Annotated in this window: 11 protein-coding genes; 6 read left to right on the top strand and 5 right to left on the bottom strand. The window is 64.6% G+C overall.

Annotated elements, in window-relative coordinates; all coding sequences use genetic code 11:
- The first annotated feature begins 37 nt into the window (after nt 1-37).
- From AT984_RS13500 to aspS, 3 genes are all read left to right on the top strand, one after another.
- Nucleotides 38-331, top strand: a complete 294-nt coding sequence (locus AT984_RS13500; protein WP_058720532.1) for an FmdB family zinc ribbon protein — start codon at nt 38-40, stop codon at nt 329-331.
- Nucleotides 332-349: 18 nt separating this feature from the next.
- Nucleotides 350-1,015 carry a DUF502 domain-containing protein gene (locus AT984_RS13495; RefSeq protein WP_058720531.1) on the top strand — a complete coding sequence of 222 codons (666 nt, stop codon included), beginning with the start codon at nt 350-352 and terminating at the stop codon, nt 1,013-1,015.
- 122 nt (nt 1,016-1,137) lie between these two features.
- Complete coding sequence (gene aspS, locus AT984_RS13490) at nt 1,138-2,934, top strand: aspartate--tRNA ligase (RefSeq protein ID WP_058720530.1); 1,797 nt, start codon at nt 1,138-1,140, stop codon at nt 2,932-2,934.
- A 188-nt stretch (nt 2,935-3,122) separates the two neighbouring features.
- Here the strand turns inward: aspS and AT984_RS13485 are convergent, their stop codons facing one another.
- Nucleotides 3,123-6,578, bottom strand: a complete 3,456-nt coding sequence (locus AT984_RS13485) for a PAS domain S-box protein (RefSeq protein ID WP_058720529.1) — start codon at nt 6,576-6,578, stop codon at nt 3,123-3,125.
- A gap of 127 nt (nt 6,579-6,705) precedes the next feature.
- Between AT984_RS13485 and nudB the strand changes: the two genes are divergently transcribed.
- Genes nudB through clsB form a run of 3 tightly spaced genes read left to right on the top strand, consistent with a single transcriptional unit; the run spans nt 6,706 to nt 9,298 of the window.
- Nucleotides 6,706-7,215: a dihydroneopterin triphosphate diphosphatase gene (nudB, locus tag AT984_RS13480; protein WP_058720528.1), complete on the top strand. Its 510-nt coding sequence runs from the start codon at nt 6,706-6,708 to the stop codon at nt 7,213-7,215.
- Nucleotides 7,212-8,018, top strand: a complete 807-nt coding sequence (locus AT984_RS13475) for an endonuclease/exonuclease/phosphatase family protein (RefSeq protein WP_058720527.1) — start codon at nt 7,212-7,214, stop codon at nt 8,016-8,018. The genes nudB and AT984_RS13475 overlap by 4 nt, the downstream gene beginning before the upstream one ends.
- Nucleotides 8,015-9,298 (top strand): cardiolipin synthase ClsB, encoded by a 1,284-nt coding sequence (gene clsB / locus AT984_RS13470; protein WP_058720526.1) that lies wholly within the window; start codon nt 8,015-8,017, stop codon nt 9,296-9,298. The genes AT984_RS13475 and clsB overlap by 4 nt, the downstream gene beginning before the upstream one ends.
- Before the next feature lie 54 nt (nt 9,299-9,352).
- Here clsB and AT984_RS13465 read toward each other — a convergent pair whose 3' ends face one another.
- The 4 genes from AT984_RS13465 to hutU form a co-directional block, all read right to left on the bottom strand.
- Nucleotides 9,353-11,257: a GGDEF domain-containing protein gene (locus AT984_RS13465; protein ID WP_058720525.1), complete on the bottom strand. Its 1,905-nt coding sequence runs from the start codon at nt 11,255-11,257 to the stop codon at nt 9,353-9,355.
- Nucleotides 11,254-12,351, bottom strand: a complete 1,098-nt coding sequence (locus AT984_RS13460; RefSeq protein ID WP_156422029.1) for an ABC transporter substrate-binding protein — start codon at nt 12,349-12,351, stop codon at nt 11,254-11,256. The genes AT984_RS13465 and AT984_RS13460 overlap by 4 nt, the downstream gene beginning before the upstream one ends.
- A 292-nt stretch (nt 12,352-12,643) precedes the next feature.
- Complete coding sequence (gene hutH / locus AT984_RS13455; RefSeq protein WP_058720523.1) at nt 12,644-14,191, bottom strand: histidine ammonia-lyase; 1,548 nt, start codon at nt 14,189-14,191, stop codon at nt 12,644-12,646.
- Between the two features lie 119 nt (nt 14,192-14,310).
- Nucleotides 14,311-15,987 carry a urocanate hydratase gene (gene hutU / locus AT984_RS13450; RefSeq protein WP_058720522.1) on the bottom strand — a complete coding sequence of 559 codons (1,677 nt, stop codon included), beginning with the start codon at nt 15,985-15,987 and terminating at the stop codon, nt 14,311-14,313.
- Nucleotides 15,988-16,035 lie beyond the last annotated feature (48 nt).

Raw genomic sequence — 16,035 nt, 5'->3', positions numbered from 1 at the left:
ATAATTTGCGGTTTTGAATCAACGGGTTAGACAGATCATGCCAATCTACGCCTACCGCTGCGCTGAATGCGGTCACGCCAAAGATGTGCTTCAAAAGCTCTCCGATGCCCCGTTGACCACCTGCCCGGCCTGCCATGCCGAGGCCTTCAGCAAGCAAATCACTGCCGCCGGCTTCCAGCTCAAGGGCTCGGGCTGGTATGCCACCGACTTCAAGGGTGGCGCTGCGAGCACCAGTGCGCCTGCAGTCGCCAGCAGCGCTGCTGACGCTGCCCCGGCCGCTGCACCTGCTGCGGCCTGCGGCACCGGTTGTGCTGGCAGTTCCTGCCACTGAGTTGGCGAAGCCGCGCGCGTGAAGAAGTACATCATCACCGGCCTTCTGGTCTGGTTGCCCCTGGCCATCACCATCTGGGTACTGCACTCGGTGCTGGGCGTCATCGACGGCGTGTTCAGCTCCATGCTGAGCGCCATGCAGGCCGTCTTGCCCAATTCCTTGCGCGACAGCATAGACACCTTGCGCCATATCCCTGGCCTGGGCGTTGTGATCCTGGTCAGCGGCATGCTACTGACCGGCATGTTTGTGGCCAATATTTTTGGCCAATGGTGGTTGATGCAATGGGACCGTTTGCTGTCCCACATCCCCATCGTCAAGAGCATCTACAGCTCGGTCAAGCAAGTCTCCGACACCTTGTTCTCCAGCAGCGGCAACGCCTTTCGCGAAGCGGTGCTGGTGCAGTATCCGCATCAAGGCTCGTGGACGATTGCCTTCGTCACCGGCAAGCCCAGCGGCGAGGTGGCTGATGCCTTAGGTGATGAGCATGTGAGCCTGTATGTGCCCACCACGCCCAACCCGACCTCGGGCTTTTTCTTGATGATGCCGCGCACCAGCGTGCGGCCTCTGAAGATGAGCGTGGACGCGGCGCTCAAGCACATCATCTCGATGGGTGTGGTGGCGCCTGAGGGCGAAGCGCCCACTCCGGCGCTGGCCAATGCCAATGGTCGAAATCGCGTGGGTTGAGCGCCCGGCAGGTGCTCAACCCTGAGAGCTTTCAAGCCAGCTCGTCAGCGCCTGAATACCAATTTTTTGTCGCGCCCACCTTGCGGCGCGGCCTTCAAACGAATCCCTGGAGTGATAGAAAAATGAGAACTTGCTACGCCGGACAGGTCAGCGAAAAGCTGCTGGATCAAACCGTTACTTTGATGGGCTGGGCGCATCGTCGCCGTGACCACGGTGGCGTCATCTTCATCGACCTGCGTGACCGCGAAGGCCTGGTGCAAATCGTCTGCGACCCGGATCGCGCCGAGATGTTCAAGGTGGCCGAAGAGGTGCGCAACGAGTTCTGCGTCAAGGTCATCGGCAAGGTGCGCGCCCGCCCGGCCGGCACCGAAAACGCCAACCTCGGCAGCGGCAAGATTGAAGTGCTGTGCCATGAGCTCGAAGTGCTCAACGCCAGCGTCACGCCGCCTTTCCAGATGGACGACGAGAACCTGTCGGAAACGACTCGTCTGACCCACCGCGTGCTGGACCTGCGCCGCCCTTACATGCAAAACAACCTGATGCTGCGCTACCGCGTGGCGATGGAAGTGCGCAAGTTCCTGGACGAGCATGGTTTCGTTGACATCGAAACTCCGATGCTGACCAAGAGCACACCGGAAGGCGCACGCGACTATCTGGTGCCTTCGCGCGTGCATGACGGCATGTTCTTCGCGCTGCCGCAAAGCCCACAGCTGTTCAAGCAGCTGCTGATGGTGGCCGGTTTCGACCGCTACTATCAAATCACCAAGTGCTTCCGCGACGAAGATCTGCGCGCTGACCGTCAGCCCGAATTCACCCAGATCGATATCGAAACCTCCTTCCTGGGCGAAGAAGAAATTCGTTCCATGTTCGAGGGCATGATCCGCCACGTCTTCCGCAAGGCGCTGAATGTGGAGCTGGGCGACTATCCCGTCATGAAGTACGCGGACGCCATGCATCTGTACGGCTCCGACAAGCCTGACCTGCGCGTCAAGCTGCAGTTCACCGAGCTGACCGATGTGATGGGCGATGTGGACTTCAAGGTCTTCAGCACCCCCGCCACCACCAAGGGTGGCCGCGTGGTCGCCCTGCGCGTGCCCGGCGGCGCCGCGATGAGCCGTGGCGAGATCGACAGCTACACCGAGTTCGTCAAGATCTACGGCGCCAAGGGCCTGGCCTGGATCAAGGTCAACGAAGTGGCCAAGGGCCGCGAAGGCCTGCAAAGCCCCATCGTCAAGAACCTGCATGACAAGGCTGTGGCCGACATCCTGGCCCGCACTGGCGCGCAAGATGGCGATCTGCTGTTCTTCGGCGCTGACCGCGCCAAGGTCGTCAACGACGCCATCGGCGCGCTGCGTCTGAAGGTGGGTCATAGCGAGTTCGGCAAGGCCAATGGCTTGTTCAACGACGTCTGGGCACCGCTGTGGGTGGTGGACTTCCCGATGTTCGAGCAAGACGAAGAAGGCGGCCGCTGGAACGCCGTGCACCATCCCTTCACGGCGCCCAAGGACGGCCATGAAGACCTGATGGCCACGGACCCCGGTGCTTGCATCGCCAAGGCCTACGACATGGTGCTGAACGGCTGGGAGCTGGGCGGTGGCTCGGTGCGTATCCACAAGGCCGAGGTGCAGAGCAAGGTTTTCACCGCGCTGAACATCAGCGCCGAAGACGCGCAAGAGAAGTTTGGCTTCCTGCTCGAAGCCCTGCAATACGGCGCGCCTCCGCACGGTGGCCTGGCCTTCGGTCTGGACCGCATCGTCACCATGATGACCAAGGCCGATTCGATCCGCGACGTGATCGCCTTCCCCAAGACCCAGCGCGCGCAATGCTTGCTGACCGGCGCCCCCAGCAATGTGGACGACAAGCAGCTGCGCGAGTTGCACATCCGCCTGCGTAACGCCGTGGGTACGACGGCTGCTTAAGCCTGAGTTGCTTGAAAATCGAGAAGGGCGCCGCAAGGCGCCCTTTTTTTGTTCTGCTTGAATCTGCGCCTCGGTCCCTCGGCGCTATGGATCGGCATGCGGGCAGGGCGGTGATGCCGGCGCGGCAGCCAAACTGTCAGGTCAACGCTGGCTACTGCTGTCCACTGCCGGCCAGTTGCCGGCGTCATTCAAATTTGCGCGAGCCCTGATTCCATCTCATACGGCGCTTGCAAAGGCAACTCAATGCGGGCCGTACTGCCGCGCCCAAGTTCGCTGCTGAGCTCGATGCGCCCGCCCAGCGGCCCGGTCACCAGGTTGTAGACGATGTGTAGGCCCAGCCCTGAGCCGCCCTGGCCCAGCTTGGTGGTGAAGAAGGGGTCGAAGATGCGAGCCAGCACCTCGGGCGGCATGCCGCAGCCGTCGTCGCTCAACTCAATCAGCACGCGGCTCTCGCCCAGGCGCTGGGCGCGCACCGTCACTGTGCCGCCTTGCTGGGGCGAAAAAGCGTGCAGCACGGCGTTGTTGATGATGTTCATCAGCACTTGAACCAGCGGGCCGGGGTAGCTGTCCAGCAGCAGGCCGGGCGGCACTTGCTCGTCCAGGGTGACGCCGCTGAGCCGCAGGCTGGGCCCGAGACTCAGCGCGGTTTCGTGCACCACGGCACGCAACTCGAACTCGCGCCGCTGATGGCTGGACTGGTCTACCGCCACTTGCTTGAAGCTGCTGATCAACTCGCTGGCGCGGTGCAGGCTGGCCTCCAGCATGGCGCCGGCTTCGTGCAAGGTGGCCAGAAATCCGTGCAACTCGCTGCGCCGCAGGCCGCTTTGCATGCTGGCCTCGAAGTTCTTTTGCCGGTCCACCAGGGTCGAGGCCATCAGCAAGGCGTTGCCAATTGGCGTGTTCAATTCGTGGGCGATGCCGGCCACCAGGCGGCCCAGCGAGGCCAGCTTCTCGGCATGCACCAACTCCCCCTGCGCCAGTTGCAGGTGGCGCAGTGCCTCGGCCAGCTCGCCATTGCGGGAGGCCAGTTCCTGGGTGCGTTGCTGCACGCGCTGCTCCAGCTGGCTGTTGAGCTCGCTCAGCTGGGCCTCCACTTGCTTGCGGTGGGTGATGTCGACATCCATGCTGACAAAACCCATGCGCTCACCCTCCAGCGGCATGGCGAAGGTGGTGGCCAGAATCCACAGCGAGGTGCCGTCGCGGCGCCGCACTTGGGCCTCGATCGGGCCATAGGGCTGGCCGCTGCGCTCAATCGCCTGCAGGTTTCTCAACACGGCCGCCGCGCCCGCCGCATCGCACAGGGTGCCTTCCAGGGTGTGGCCCAACATCTCGGCAGAGCTGTAGCCGTACAGCGCTTGCGAGGCGGGGTTCCAGTACAGCACGCGGCCCGCTTCATCAAACCACTGCACCGCCACGGCCGGGGTGTTCTCCAGATTGGCCAGCAGCTGGCGTTGGCTGAGCTGCACGGCGGCCTCGGCCTTCTCGGTCTCGGTCACATCGAAATAGCTGAGCAGCAGATTGCCGCCCACCCACATGCCGCCGACGATGGTGGTTAGCAAGTCGCCGGCGCGGTTGTGGAGATGGATCTTGACGGCCTCGATCTTGCCGCCGCTCAGCCGGGCCTCTTCGATGCGGGTCAGCCAGCCCAGCCGCGTGCGCTTGCGAACATGCGGGTCAGGGTAGGCGATGCGCCACCACTCCTCGATACTTGGCGTCTCTACGGCGCTATAGCCCATCAGCTCCGTCCATTGCTGGTTCACTGCCAGGATATGGCCTTCAGCGTCCGCATGCAGCATGGCCACCGGCGCGGATTCAAACAGCTGCCGAAAGCGCACTTCGCTATCGCGCAAGGCGCGTTCGGCCAGACGGGCTTCGGTGACATCGACATAGCTGGTCAGAATTGTGCGTTCACCCTTGACGTCGATGTAGCGGCCCGACACTTCGCTGACTCTGATGGAGCCATCGGCATGACGCAGCTGGACCTCGCGGCCAATCACCATCTCGAAACGCACCAAGTCATCGATGAACTGGCTGCGCTCTTGCGGATCGACCCAGAAATCAAAGCGATGGCCGCCGAGGCCTTCACATTGCTCGGGCCGGTAGCCGTAGCATTGGTACCAGGCCTCATTCCAGTAGGTCAGCACCAGGTTCTCTGTCAGCGGCGAGCGAGCCATGGGCACGGGGGCGGATTCGAACAGGGCGGTGAAACTCTGCTCGCTTTGTTCCAGCTTGGCCTGCGCCAATTTGAGTTCGGTGATGTCGGTGGCCACCGACAGGACCAGGGTCTCGCCGTCTTGTTCGAACAGGGTCGAGGAGTAGAGCAGCCAGCGGGTTTCGCCTTGTTCATTGCTGCGGTGGGCGCTCTGATGGCGCAATTCCCGCTTGTCGAGCAGCTCGCGCAACTCCGCTTCCATATCGGCGCGCGTTTTGAAGAGATTCAAGTCCATCGGGCCGCTGCGCAGGGCCTGCTCGCGCGTCATGCCGGCGAACTGCTCGAACGCTGGGTTCACATCGGCATATTTGCCGCTGGAGAGGCTCAGCAGGGTGATGGGATGGGGGATGGCCTGGAAGACCATGCGAAAGCGCTGCTCGGTGGCATCCAGGGCCTGGGCCATCTGATTGAAGGACGCGGCCAGGTCACTGAACTCGGCATCCCCGTTCACCGGCGCACGGGCCTGGCGCTCACCGGCCTGCAGGGCTTGGTGGGCTTGCATCAATTGCTGCAGCGGCCGCATCACCAGTCGGTGGATGCGGGCTGCGCCGGCCAGGGCCAGCAAAAGGCAGGACAGAACAGCGAACAAGCCGATGAGCTTGAGGGTGGCGACCCTGGCGAACAAGCTGGCCTCCGGCTGGGCGTAGATCAGTTGCCAGTCCAGCTCAGGCACCCGTATCTGCAAGGCGTACCAGACTTGCGAGCCCACATCGATGCGAGCCACCTTGGGGGTAGCCAGCGAACCCGGGCCCAGCGCGGCCAGCAAGGCCGTGGTTTGCGGCGCACTGGCTTCGGTGGGCAGCAGCAAGGCCTGGCCTTCCTCACCCAGGCCGCCGGCCAGCAAGCGCCGCTGGCGGTCCAGCACCAACATGCGCGTGTCTCTCGCCATGGTGTTGCCCACCGTCATCGCCAAAATGGGGGCCAGCTTTAGGCTGGCGGCCAACTGGCCTTGGGGGCTGCCGTGGGCGTCAAAGAGCGGGGTGTTGATCAGCAGCAGCAACTCGCCCGAATCGGCGTTGATATTGGGGTCGGTCAAACTGCCCTGGGGCTGCGCCAGTATTTGCGCCACCTCACGTTCGAAGTTGGGGCTGGCCAATTCGGTGCGGCCATGCAAATTGCCGGCGCGGTCGAGCAGGTAAAAGCTCTCAAAGCGCTGGCTGGCACCCTGCCATTGACGCAGCGACTCGACTTGCATCGGCAGCTGGCCACTGAGCATGGCCGGGCTACGGCTGGCGATGCGCAGCACATCGCGCCCGTCCTCCAGGCCCAAGTTGATATGGCCCAGGTACTGCGACAGCGTGGCATTGGCGCGTTCATCAAACTCATCCCGCATGGACTGCTCCAGCAGTGCCAGCCCCAGGCCCAGGGTTGCCGTAACAACGACCAGGGTGGGCAAAATCACACTGACAAAGATGCGGGGCAACAACTTCATGCGTAAGGGGCGGCGACCGTGGTGAGTACTGACAGCTTACCGCTGAAAATTTCTCTGGGCAGCCGTGCCGCCGAGGGGCATGCCCCCAGGCGTGCGCATTGACTTGAACAGGCGCTATGCTTTACGCATGAAAGTTGTTCCTGCCCTCGACGAGAACGGCCCCCGCTTCAAGATTCCCGAATCGGTGCTGGTGGTGATACACACGCCTGATCTGCAAGTGCTGATGCTGGAGCGCGCCGACCGGCCCGGCTTCTGGCAAAGCGTGACCGGCTCCAAAGACTGCATTGAAGAGCCGCTGAGCCTGACCGCCGCACGTGAAGTGGGCGAGGAAACCGGCCTGGCCGCCGATGCCCCCGGGGCCGCCTTGCGCGACTGGGGCTTGGCCAATCACTACGAAATCTACCCGGTCTGGCGCCATCGTTATGCACCAGGCGTCACGCACAACGTCGAGCATGTGTTCGGCCTGACCGTGCCCGAGGCCGGCCCGGTGCAGCTGGCGCCGCGTGAGCATTTGCAATACCGCTGGCTGCCCTGGCGCGAGGCGGCGGATTTGTGCTTCTCGCCCTCCAATGCCGAGGCGATTCTGCAGCTGCCGCGCTTTGTGGCGGTGCCGGCCCAGGAGTCCGCGCAGCGATGAGCAGCAAACTGACTCAGCTGCCGACGGCTGCAGCCGGCAAGCCGGCATCCTTGCGGGTGGCCACCTACAACATCCACAAAGGCGTGCGCGGCATGGGGCCGCAAAAGCGCCTGGAGATCCATAACCTCGGCCAAGGCATTGCGGCCCTGAAGGCCGACCTGGTGTTCCTGCAAGAGGTGCGGCACTTCCATCACCGCGAAGCTCAGCAGTTTCAGCACACCTGGTTTGGCTGGCCCGAGCAGGGGCAGGCCGAGTTTCTGGCGCCCGATGGTTATCAGGTGGCCTACCGCACCAATGCCTTCACCAAACATGGCGAGCATGGCAATGCCTTGCTGTCGCGCTGGCCGCTGGGAGATGTGGGCCACCACGATGTGTCTGACCACCGTTTCGAGCAACGCGGCCTGCTGCATGTGCCGGTGAGCTGGGAGGGCAGGGTGGTGCACACGGTGGTGGCGCATTTGGGCCTGATGCACAGCGGCCGGGTGCGCCAGGTGCAGCGCCTGGCCGAGTTCATCCATAAGCATGTGCCGCCCGACGCGCTGCTGGTGGTGGCCGGCGACTTCAACGACTGGGGTGAGCGCCTGGACGTACCCATGCGCGAGCAAGGCCTGGCCCGCGCCAGCCTGCCCGGCGGGCGCGCGCGTTTGGCTACCTTTCCCTCGCGCCTGCCGTTTTTCTCGCTGGACCGCATCTACACCCGCGGCCTGCAATGCGTGAACCTGCAAGTTCCCAAGGGCCCGGCCTGGGCGCGCATGTCGGATCACTTGCCGCTGCTGGCTGAGCTGGAGCTGAGCGAGCGGTGAGCGTGCCGCCTGAAGCCGACCCTTTGCTGAGCTGGCATCCCCTGCCCAGGGCGGAGTTCGTCGGCGGCAACCAGTTGCACCTGCTGCGCGGTGGTGATGAGTTGTTCCCGGCCCAGTCGCAAGCCCTTGCTGCGGCCCAGCACGAAATCTGGCTGGCCACCTACATCTTTCACTTCGACAGCGCAGGCCAGGCCGTGCTGGATGATTTGATCGCTGCGGCGCAGCGCGGCGTGCGGGTGCGCCTGGTGGTGGACGGCTTTGGCTCGCGGGCCAGCCTGCCCTGGCTGCAGGCGCAGCTTGAAGGCAGCGGCGTGGCGCTGGCGGTGTTTCGGCCGATCGATCGTTGGTACAGCTGGCTGCAGCCCGGTCAGCTGCGCCGCCTGCACCAAAAGCTTTGTGTGGTGGATGGCCAGCACGCCTTCATCGGCGGCATCAACATCATCGATGACCGCATGGACATCAACCACGGCGCCACCGAGCAGCCGCGCCTGGACTTTGCCGTGGCCTTGCGCGGCCCACTGGTGCAAGCCGTGGAGCAGGCGGCGCGGGCGGTCTGGTCGCGTGCCTGGCTGGGGCGCGACTTCGGCGAAGAGCTCTTGGCCCTGGTGCGCAGCCCCGAACCGGTGGCGCGGCTGCGGCGCCTGGCGCGCCGCCTGCGCATGCCCAGGTTCGGCCGCACCGGACAGCAGACCCAAGAGCTGCCGCCGGTAAGTGCCGCCTTTGTGCTGCGTGACAACCTGCGCCAGCGCCGCACCATCGAGCACGCCTATGTGGACGCGATCCGCAGCGCCAGCCAAAGCGTCGACCTGATCACGCCTTATTTCTACCCCGGCCAGGCCTTTCGCCGGGCGCTGCGTGGTGCCGCCAAGCGCGGCGTGCGGGTGCGGCTGATTCTGCAGGGCAAGCTGGACTACCGCATTGCCGGCATGGCCGCACAGGCGCTCTACACCGAGCTGCTGGGCTATGGCGTCACCATTTACGAATACACCCCCGCCTATCTGCACGCCAAGGTCTGCGTGGTGGATGAGTGCTGGGCCACGGTGGGCAGCTCCAATATTGACCCGCTCTCGCTGCTGCTCAATCTGGAGGCCAATGTGATCGTGCGTGACGCCCAATTCGCACGCGATGTGGCGGCGCAATTTGATGCGGCCGCAGCGCTCTCGCGTCAGGTCGATCCGGATTCTCAAGGCGGCGGTCTGCGCGGTGTTCTGCGCCGCGCCTTGGTGGCTTGGGCGGCTTATGTCTATTTGCGTGTGGCTGGAGCGACAGGCCGGTATTGAGGCCTCAAGCTTGTTCGGCGCGGCCAGCACTGGGGCGCCAGGCTTGCCTAGCGCTCAGTCCGACACCCGGTCCCGGCCGCCCCGCTTGGCGCGATAAAGGGCTGCGTCTGCCGCTTCCAGGGCGGCGGCGATGAACTGCTCGGCGCTGGCGCCCGGCATGGCGCGGTCGGGGCGCATGCTGAACACGCCGGCGCTGATGCTGACCTTGCGCAGCGGTGAGCCACTGTGCGGGATGGCCAGATCGGACACGCATTGGCGCAGCCGCTCGGCTTGCGCCATGGCCTGGGCTAGGTCCACCTCGGGCAGCAGCACGGTGAATTCTTCGCCGCCCACGCGGGCCGGCAACTCGCCGGCGCGGTTAAAGGTCTGCTGAATCATGCGGCTGACGGCCAGCAGGCATTGGTCGCCCTGGGCGTGGCCGTAGTTGTCGTTATAGCTTTTGAAAAAGTCCACATCGATGCTGATCAAGGCCAGCGCGCTGCCGTTGCGCATCGCGCGGCGGGTCTCCTCGAGCTTGAGTTCATCGAACCAGCGCCGATTGGCCAGACCGGTGAGCGAGTCGGTGTTGGAGCGCTGTTCCAATTCCTGATGCAGGCGCTGCAGGGCCAGCTGATCCTGCCAGTGGCGCATGATGTTGAACAACATGTCCGCTGTCATTCGGGCCAAGCGGTCGTCGCGCACTATCCATTTCATGGGCTGGGAGGACAGGGCTAGCAAGATTTGCGTGCTGCTGTCGCCTCGGTAGGCGCAGAACACCATGGCCTGCACGCCATGCTGCTGCATGGCCAGGGCGCGCTCGGGCTCGGACGCCGCGGGGCTTTCAAAACGCAAGACGCTCCAGCCTGCTGGCAATTCACCGAGCAGCCCGGCCAGCAGGGGCTCACCCGGGCTCATGCCGCTGATCTTGTCATGCGGCGCCAGCCAGGCGAAGCGGCAGCAGGCTGTTGCCTGGTCTTGGGCTTGCTCTGCAATGACGAGGCTGCAATGGCTGCTGTGGCCGGATATATCGCGCAGGGTGGCGCTGATCATGGCGGGGTACTCATCCACGCTCAGATTCAGGAAGCGGCTGGCGTGGCGCGACATGGTCTCCAGATAGCGGGTGACTTCTTGCAAGTCGGAGGTGCGCCGGGCCACCGCCAGCTCCAACTGTTCGGCGTGGCGTTCGCGCTCCTTGACATAACTTTCAATGTCGACGCGCAGGGTGCGAAAACCGTCCACCACCACGTCCAGCTCGTCCCGGTGCGAGCGCGCTGAGCGCGCCAGCTGCAAGGGCGGCGGCGTTTTGTCCGGGGCCAGGCCGGCGGCAAATGTGGCTAGATCCTGCAGGGGCTGGCGCAATTCACGCCGCAACATCAGCAGGGTCAGGCCGCTGAAACCAAGCGAAAGCAGCAGGCCCACGCCAGCCACCCGCAGCAGGACCCCCAACAACTGTTCGCGCAAATAGCTCTGGTTGAAATCCAGATTCAGCTGGCCCAGGATGCGGCGGCTGCCTTCGGGTCCCGGAATCTCGAATATGGCGTCTCCCGGGCGGCGCTGTTCACTGTCTGCCCGGGGCAGGCCCGCAAAAAAGAACTCGCCCGTACTGACATTCACACGCGCAGCCCGCACCTGCGGCGTGCTGGCAATCTGCTGCAACAGCTCTTGGACTGCAGCGGGCTCCACATCCCACAGGCTTTTGGCCAGCAATTTGAGGTGCAAATGGCTGACCTGCGCCACGGTCATGTCAAAGTTGGCGCGCTCCTGGCGGTAAACCTGGACGAGGCGCACTGCGCCAGCCAGCAAGGTGGCGCCTAGACAGAGTAAGAAGATGCGGCGCGTCAAATCGCCGGCTAGCGAACGCATCGGCCGCCCGTCGCTGGCGGGCCTAGCCATTGGGGCCTTCACCTGCTCAGCCCACGCTTCCACCGCAGGCCCTGCAGAAGCGGCGACTTTGGTGGGCTCGGCGGGCTCGGCGTTCATTTGAGCAATTGGTCGAAAGCGAAGTCGTACTGCTTGCGCGTCGGATTCAAGGCCTTGCTATAGGCCTTGAAGTCTACCGGCACTTGGCCAGCACCGAAGCGCTTGAGAAAGCGCTCGGCCATGGCCTTGTCGAACAAAACGAACATGGGCTTGCTGAGTTCCAGCCCCTCGGCGGCGAAGTCCTGGCCATGCTCGTAGTCGTAAATCATCACCATGGCCCAGGCGCCGGCCATGAAGTGCCCGCCTGCCAGGGCGGCCAAGCGGCCGCTGATGACGGCCTGCATGGCTTCGTCGGAGGTGTTGATGCCTGACACCAGCACATGGCGCCCGGGCTTGCGACCTGCCTGCTCCAGCGCCGTCATGGCGCCAAACGCCATTTGGTCATTGGCGCACCAGAATAGATTGGCCTGGGGGTGGCGGCGCAGCAGCCAGCTGGCTTGCTCAAGCGCCTTGTCGCGCCGCCAGTCGCCGAAGACCTGCTGATCCAGCACCACATCGGGGTGTTCGGCCAAGGCGCGGCGCAAGCCCAGATTGCGGTGCACGGAGGTGGGGGTGGAGCGGTCGCCAGCCAGGGCGAGCAAGTGCAATTTGCCGTCACTGCCAGCCAGGCCCAGGCGCCGGCCTTGGGTGATCAGGGATTTTGCGGTCAGGTAGCCGGCATCGCTGGAGCGCGGCTCCAGCGAGCCGATCAGATTGCCCAGGCCGGCGCGTGGTTCGCCAAATTCGGCCCGCTCCTCGTCCAGCAGGCCGCTGAAGGCAGCGAAGGACTTGATGCCTGCTTTTTCCAGAATGCGGGTGGCGCTGACCAGGGTCAGCTTGTCATTGGTGAGCAAGACATAGTCCGGGCGCTGCGCTTTGGGCCGGGCGGCGAGGCTGTGGGCGATTTCCAGTACCCGCAAATGGTCACGCTCGGCAAAGAACTGTTCGTGCTGAATGCCCAGCTGCTTGGCAGCAGCGCGCACGGCATTGCCTGCGGTGACCCAGTAGGCTTCGTCAGAGCGGCCGGGGTTGATGAAGAACACCGACAGGGCCAGGGCCTGTTGGCAGAACAGGGCAGCAACGGTCGCAACAAGGATTGCGATCAAAAATCTCATTGGGGTCACTTTCCTCGATTGGCATCGATTGTGACGCGGACTGGTACGCGCCCCCGGCCGCCGTCAGCCAGGAAGAATCCCCTGTCTCATTTTTGAGCCATCTCAAGCTGGCACATGCTCCCGCATGTGCTGCGCCGCCCAGTTTTGTGCTGGCTTGGCGTGTAAACCCAGTTGTAATCTAGAGATGGCTACTGTTTTGCAGAGCCTGCCCGGGTGGGCTGGCGCTGCTGTCCCTGGGCATCCCTGGGCGTTCCCAGTCGCGCCCAGGGTCTGCTTCAACCCTGGCGGGTCGTCAGCTCAGCACCACCAAGCCAGTGCTGCGGGTGAGCAGTTGCGCCAGTTGGCCGCCGTTCACCAGCTTGAAGGCGTTTTCGATATCGGGCGCCAGGTAGTGGTCGCTGGGCATGGGTGGGCAGCTTTGGCGCAGCAGGGCGTGCACTTCCTCCAGCGGCTGGGAGCTGGTGAGCGGGCGCAGGAACTCGATGCCTTGCGCGGCGGCCAGCAGCTCGATGCCGATGATGTGGCTGGTGTTGTCCAGCATGGGGCCAAGGCGGCGGGCGCCGAAGGTGGCCATGGAAACATGGTCTTCCTGATTGGCGCTGGTGGGCAGGCTGTCCACGCTGGCCGGGTGGGCCAGGCTCTTGTTCTCGCTGGCCAAAGCGGCGGCGGTGACGTGGGCGATCATGAAGCCCGAGTTCAGGCCGGCGTTCTCGGTCAGGAAGGGCGGCAGGCGCGAGACGCTGGTGTCGATCAGCATGGCGATGCGGCGTTCGGCAATGGCGCCCACCTCGGCGATGGCCACGGCCAGCGCATCGGCGGCCAGGGCCACCGGTTCGGCGTGGAAATTGCCGCCGGAAATCATTTGCGCCGTGCCGTCTTCATTGGCGAAGACCAGCGGGTTGTCGGTGACGGCATTGGCTTCGCGCAGCAGCACATCACGCACATAGCGGGACTGATCCAGGCAAGCGCCCATCACCTGCGGCTGGCAGCGCAGGCAGTAGGGGTCTTGCACCCGGTCGTCGCCGATTTCATGCGAATGGCGGATCTCGCTGCCCACCAGCAATTGGCGGTAGGCGGCGGCCGCCTCGATTTGGCCGGGCTGGCCACGCACGGCGTGGATGCGCGGGTCAAAGGGGCCGTCGCTGCCGCGCGCGGCGTCCAGGCTCAGGGCGCCGCTGACGATGGCCGAGGCGTACAGGCTCTCAAATCGCAGCAGCCCTTCCAGCGCCAGGGCGGTGGAGGTTTGTGTGCCGTTGATCAGGGCCAGGCCTTCCTTGGCCTGCAGCACCAGCGGGGCGATGCCGTGCTTCTGCAGTTCGGGCAGGGCGGGGACGCGCTTGCCGTCCACCAACATTTCACCTTCGCCCAGCAAGGCCAGGGTCATGTGCGAGAGCGGTGCCAGGTCGCCCGAGGCGCCCACCGAGCCTTGTGCGGGCACATAGGGCACCAGGCCGGCGTTGAATACATCCAGCAGGCTTTGCACCACGGCTTCGCGCACGCCAGAGTGGCCGCGTGCCAGCGAGGCCGCCTTGGTGGCCAGCATCAGGCGCACGACGCCGGGCTGCAGCGGCGCGCCCACGCCCACGCAATGCGAGCGGATCAGATTGAACTGCAGCGTGGCCAGGTCTTCCTTGCTGATGCGGGTGCTGGCCAGCTTGCCGAAGCCGGTGTTGACGCCATAGACCGGGGCGTCGCCCGCCGCGGCGGCCTGCACCACGGCCGCGCTGCGGCGGATGATCTCGGTGGCGCTGGCGTGCAAGCTCAGGGTGACGCCGCCTTGGCGGATCTCGCGCAGCTGAGCGAGGGTGATGTGGCCGGGGGTGATTTCGATAGATGGCATGACAGTCTCAGTTCTTGTGTTTTCAAGTGGAGCCCGAGGATCCGGCTTTGCCGGGCCTGCGGGCTCGCCCCCATGTCTCTGGATGGACGGGGGGCTCGCGAAGCGAGTAGGGGGTCAGGTCACAGCATGGGCATGTTCAGACCGCGCTCACGCGCCGTGGTCTTGGCGATTTCATAGCCAGCATCGGCATGGCGCATCACGCCGGTGCCGGGGTCGTTGTAGAGCACGCGCGAGAGCCGCTGGGCGGCGGCGTCCGTGCCATCGGCCACGATGACCACGCCGCTGTGCTGGCTGAAGCCCATGCCCACGCCGCCGCCGTGGTGCAGCGAGACCCAGGTGGCGCCGCCTGCGGTGTTCAGCAAGGCGTTGAGCAGCGGCCAGTCGGACACAGCGTCCGAGCCGTCGGCCATGCTTTCGGTTTCGCGGTTGGGGCTGGCGACCGAGCCGCTGTCCAGATGGTCGCGGCCGATGACGATGGGAGCCTTCAGTTCGCCGTTCTTGACCATCTCATTGAAGGCCAGGCCGGCGATGTGGCGTTCGCCCAAGCCCAGCCAGCAGATGCGTGCCGGCAGGCCCTGGAAGGCAATGCGCTCGCGGGCCATGTCCAGCCAGCGGTGCACATGGGCGTGGTGGGGGAAGAGTTCCTTGATCTTGGCGTCGGTCTTGTAGATGTCTTCCGGGTCGCCGGACAGCGCCACCCAGCGGAAGGGGCCACGGCCTTCGCAGAACTGCGGGCGCACGTAAGCGGGCACAAAGCCGGGGAAGTCAAAAGCGTTCTTCACGCCTTGCTCCAGCGCGACCTGGCGGATGTTGTTGCCGTAATCCACGGTCGGGATGCCCATGGCTTGGAAGTCCAGCATGGCCTGCACATGGACGGCGCAGCCGCGTGCTGCTGCGGACTTCAGCTCGGCGTGTTGTGACGAATCGGCAGCGGCGGCCTTCCATTGCTCTACGGTCCAGCCGGCGGGCAGATAGCCGTTGATCAGGTCGTGGGCGCTGGTCTGGTCGGTGACCAGATCGGGCTTGATGGCGGTGCCGGCCTTGGCGCGCTTGACGAGCTCGGGCAGCACTTCAGCCGCATTGCCCAGCAGGGCGATGGAGATGGCCTTGCCCTCGGCGGTGTACTTGGCAATGCGGGCCAGGGCGTCGTCCAGATCTGTGGCTTGCTCGTCCACATAGCGGGTCTTCAAGCGGAAGTCGATGCGGGATTGCTGACACTCGATGTTCAGCGAGCAAGCGCCGGCAAAAGTGGCGGCCAGAGGCTGGGCGCCGCCCATGCCGCCCAGGCCGGCGGTCAGCACCCACTTGCCTTGCAGCGAGCCGCCGTAATGCTGGCGGCCGGCCTCTGCAAAGGTTTCATACGTGCCCTGCACGATGCCCTGGGTGCCGATGTAAATCCAGCTGCCGGCGGTCATCTGGCCGTACATCATCAGGCCCTTGCGGTCGAGCTCGTTGAAGTGTTCCCAGTTGGCCCAGTGCGGCACGAGGTTGGAGTTGGCGATCAGCACCCGCGGTGCTTCGGTGTGGGTCTTGAACACGCCGACCGGCTTGCCGGATTGCACCAGCAGGGTTTCGTCGGCTTCCAGCTTCTTGAGCGACTCAAGAATGGCTTCGAAACAGTCCCAGTTGCGGGCGGCCTTGCCGATGCCGCCGTAGACCACCAGGGCGTCGGGGTTCTCGGCCACGACCGGGTCCAGATTGTTCTGGATCATGCGGAAGGCGGCTTCGGTCAGCCAGTTCTTGCAGCTGAGGGTGGTGCCGGTGGGGGCGCGAACGGTGCGGGGCTGTGCGGACATGAAAGTCTCCGGGCGGGTTGGCGGAAGGAATGTGGCGAACTCTAGTTG

Source organism: Paucibacter sp. KCTC 42545 (assembly GCF_001477625.1).
Lineage (GTDB): Bacteria > Pseudomonadota > Gammaproteobacteria > Burkholderiales > Burkholderiaceae_C > Paucibacter_A.
The sequence above is the reverse complement of the archived record's forward strand: the minus strand, read 5'-3'. Positions and strand labels throughout refer to the sequence as shown.

Excerpts from the sequence above, each read along its gene's own strand:
- AT984_RS13500 (WP_058720532.1), top strand. The coding sequence starts at position 38 with ATGCCAATCTACGCCTACCGCTGCGCTGAATGCGGTCACGCCAAAGAT.
- aspS (WP_058720530.1), top strand. The coding sequence starts at position 1,138 with ATGAGAACTTGCTACGCCGGACAGGTCAGCGAAAAGCTGCTGGATCAA.
- AT984_RS13485 (WP_058720529.1), bottom strand. The coding sequence starts at position 6,578 with ATGAAGTTGTTGCCCCGCATCTTTGTCAGTGTGATTTTGCCCACCCTG.
- nudB (WP_058720528.1), top strand. The coding sequence starts at position 6,706 with ATGAAAGTTGTTCCTGCCCTCGACGAGAACGGCCCCCGCTTCAAGATT.
- AT984_RS13475 (WP_058720527.1), top strand. The coding sequence starts at position 7,212 with ATGAGCAGCAAACTGACTCAGCTGCCGACGGCTGCAGCCGGCAAGCCG.
- AT984_RS13465 (WP_058720525.1), bottom strand. The coding sequence starts at position 11,257 with ATGAACGCCGAGCCCGCCGAGCCCACCAAAGTCGCCGCTTCTGCAGGG.
- AT984_RS13460 (WP_156422029.1), bottom strand. The coding sequence starts at position 12,351 with ATGAGATTTTTGATCGCAATCCTTGTTGCGACCGTTGCTGCCCTGTTC.
- hutH (WP_058720523.1), bottom strand. The coding sequence starts at position 14,191 with ATGCCATCTATCGAAATCACCCCCGGCCACATCACCCTCGCTCAGCTG.
- hutU (WP_058720522.1), bottom strand. The coding sequence starts at position 15,987 with ATGTCCGCACAGCCCCGCACCGTTCGCGCCCCCACCGGCACCACCCTC.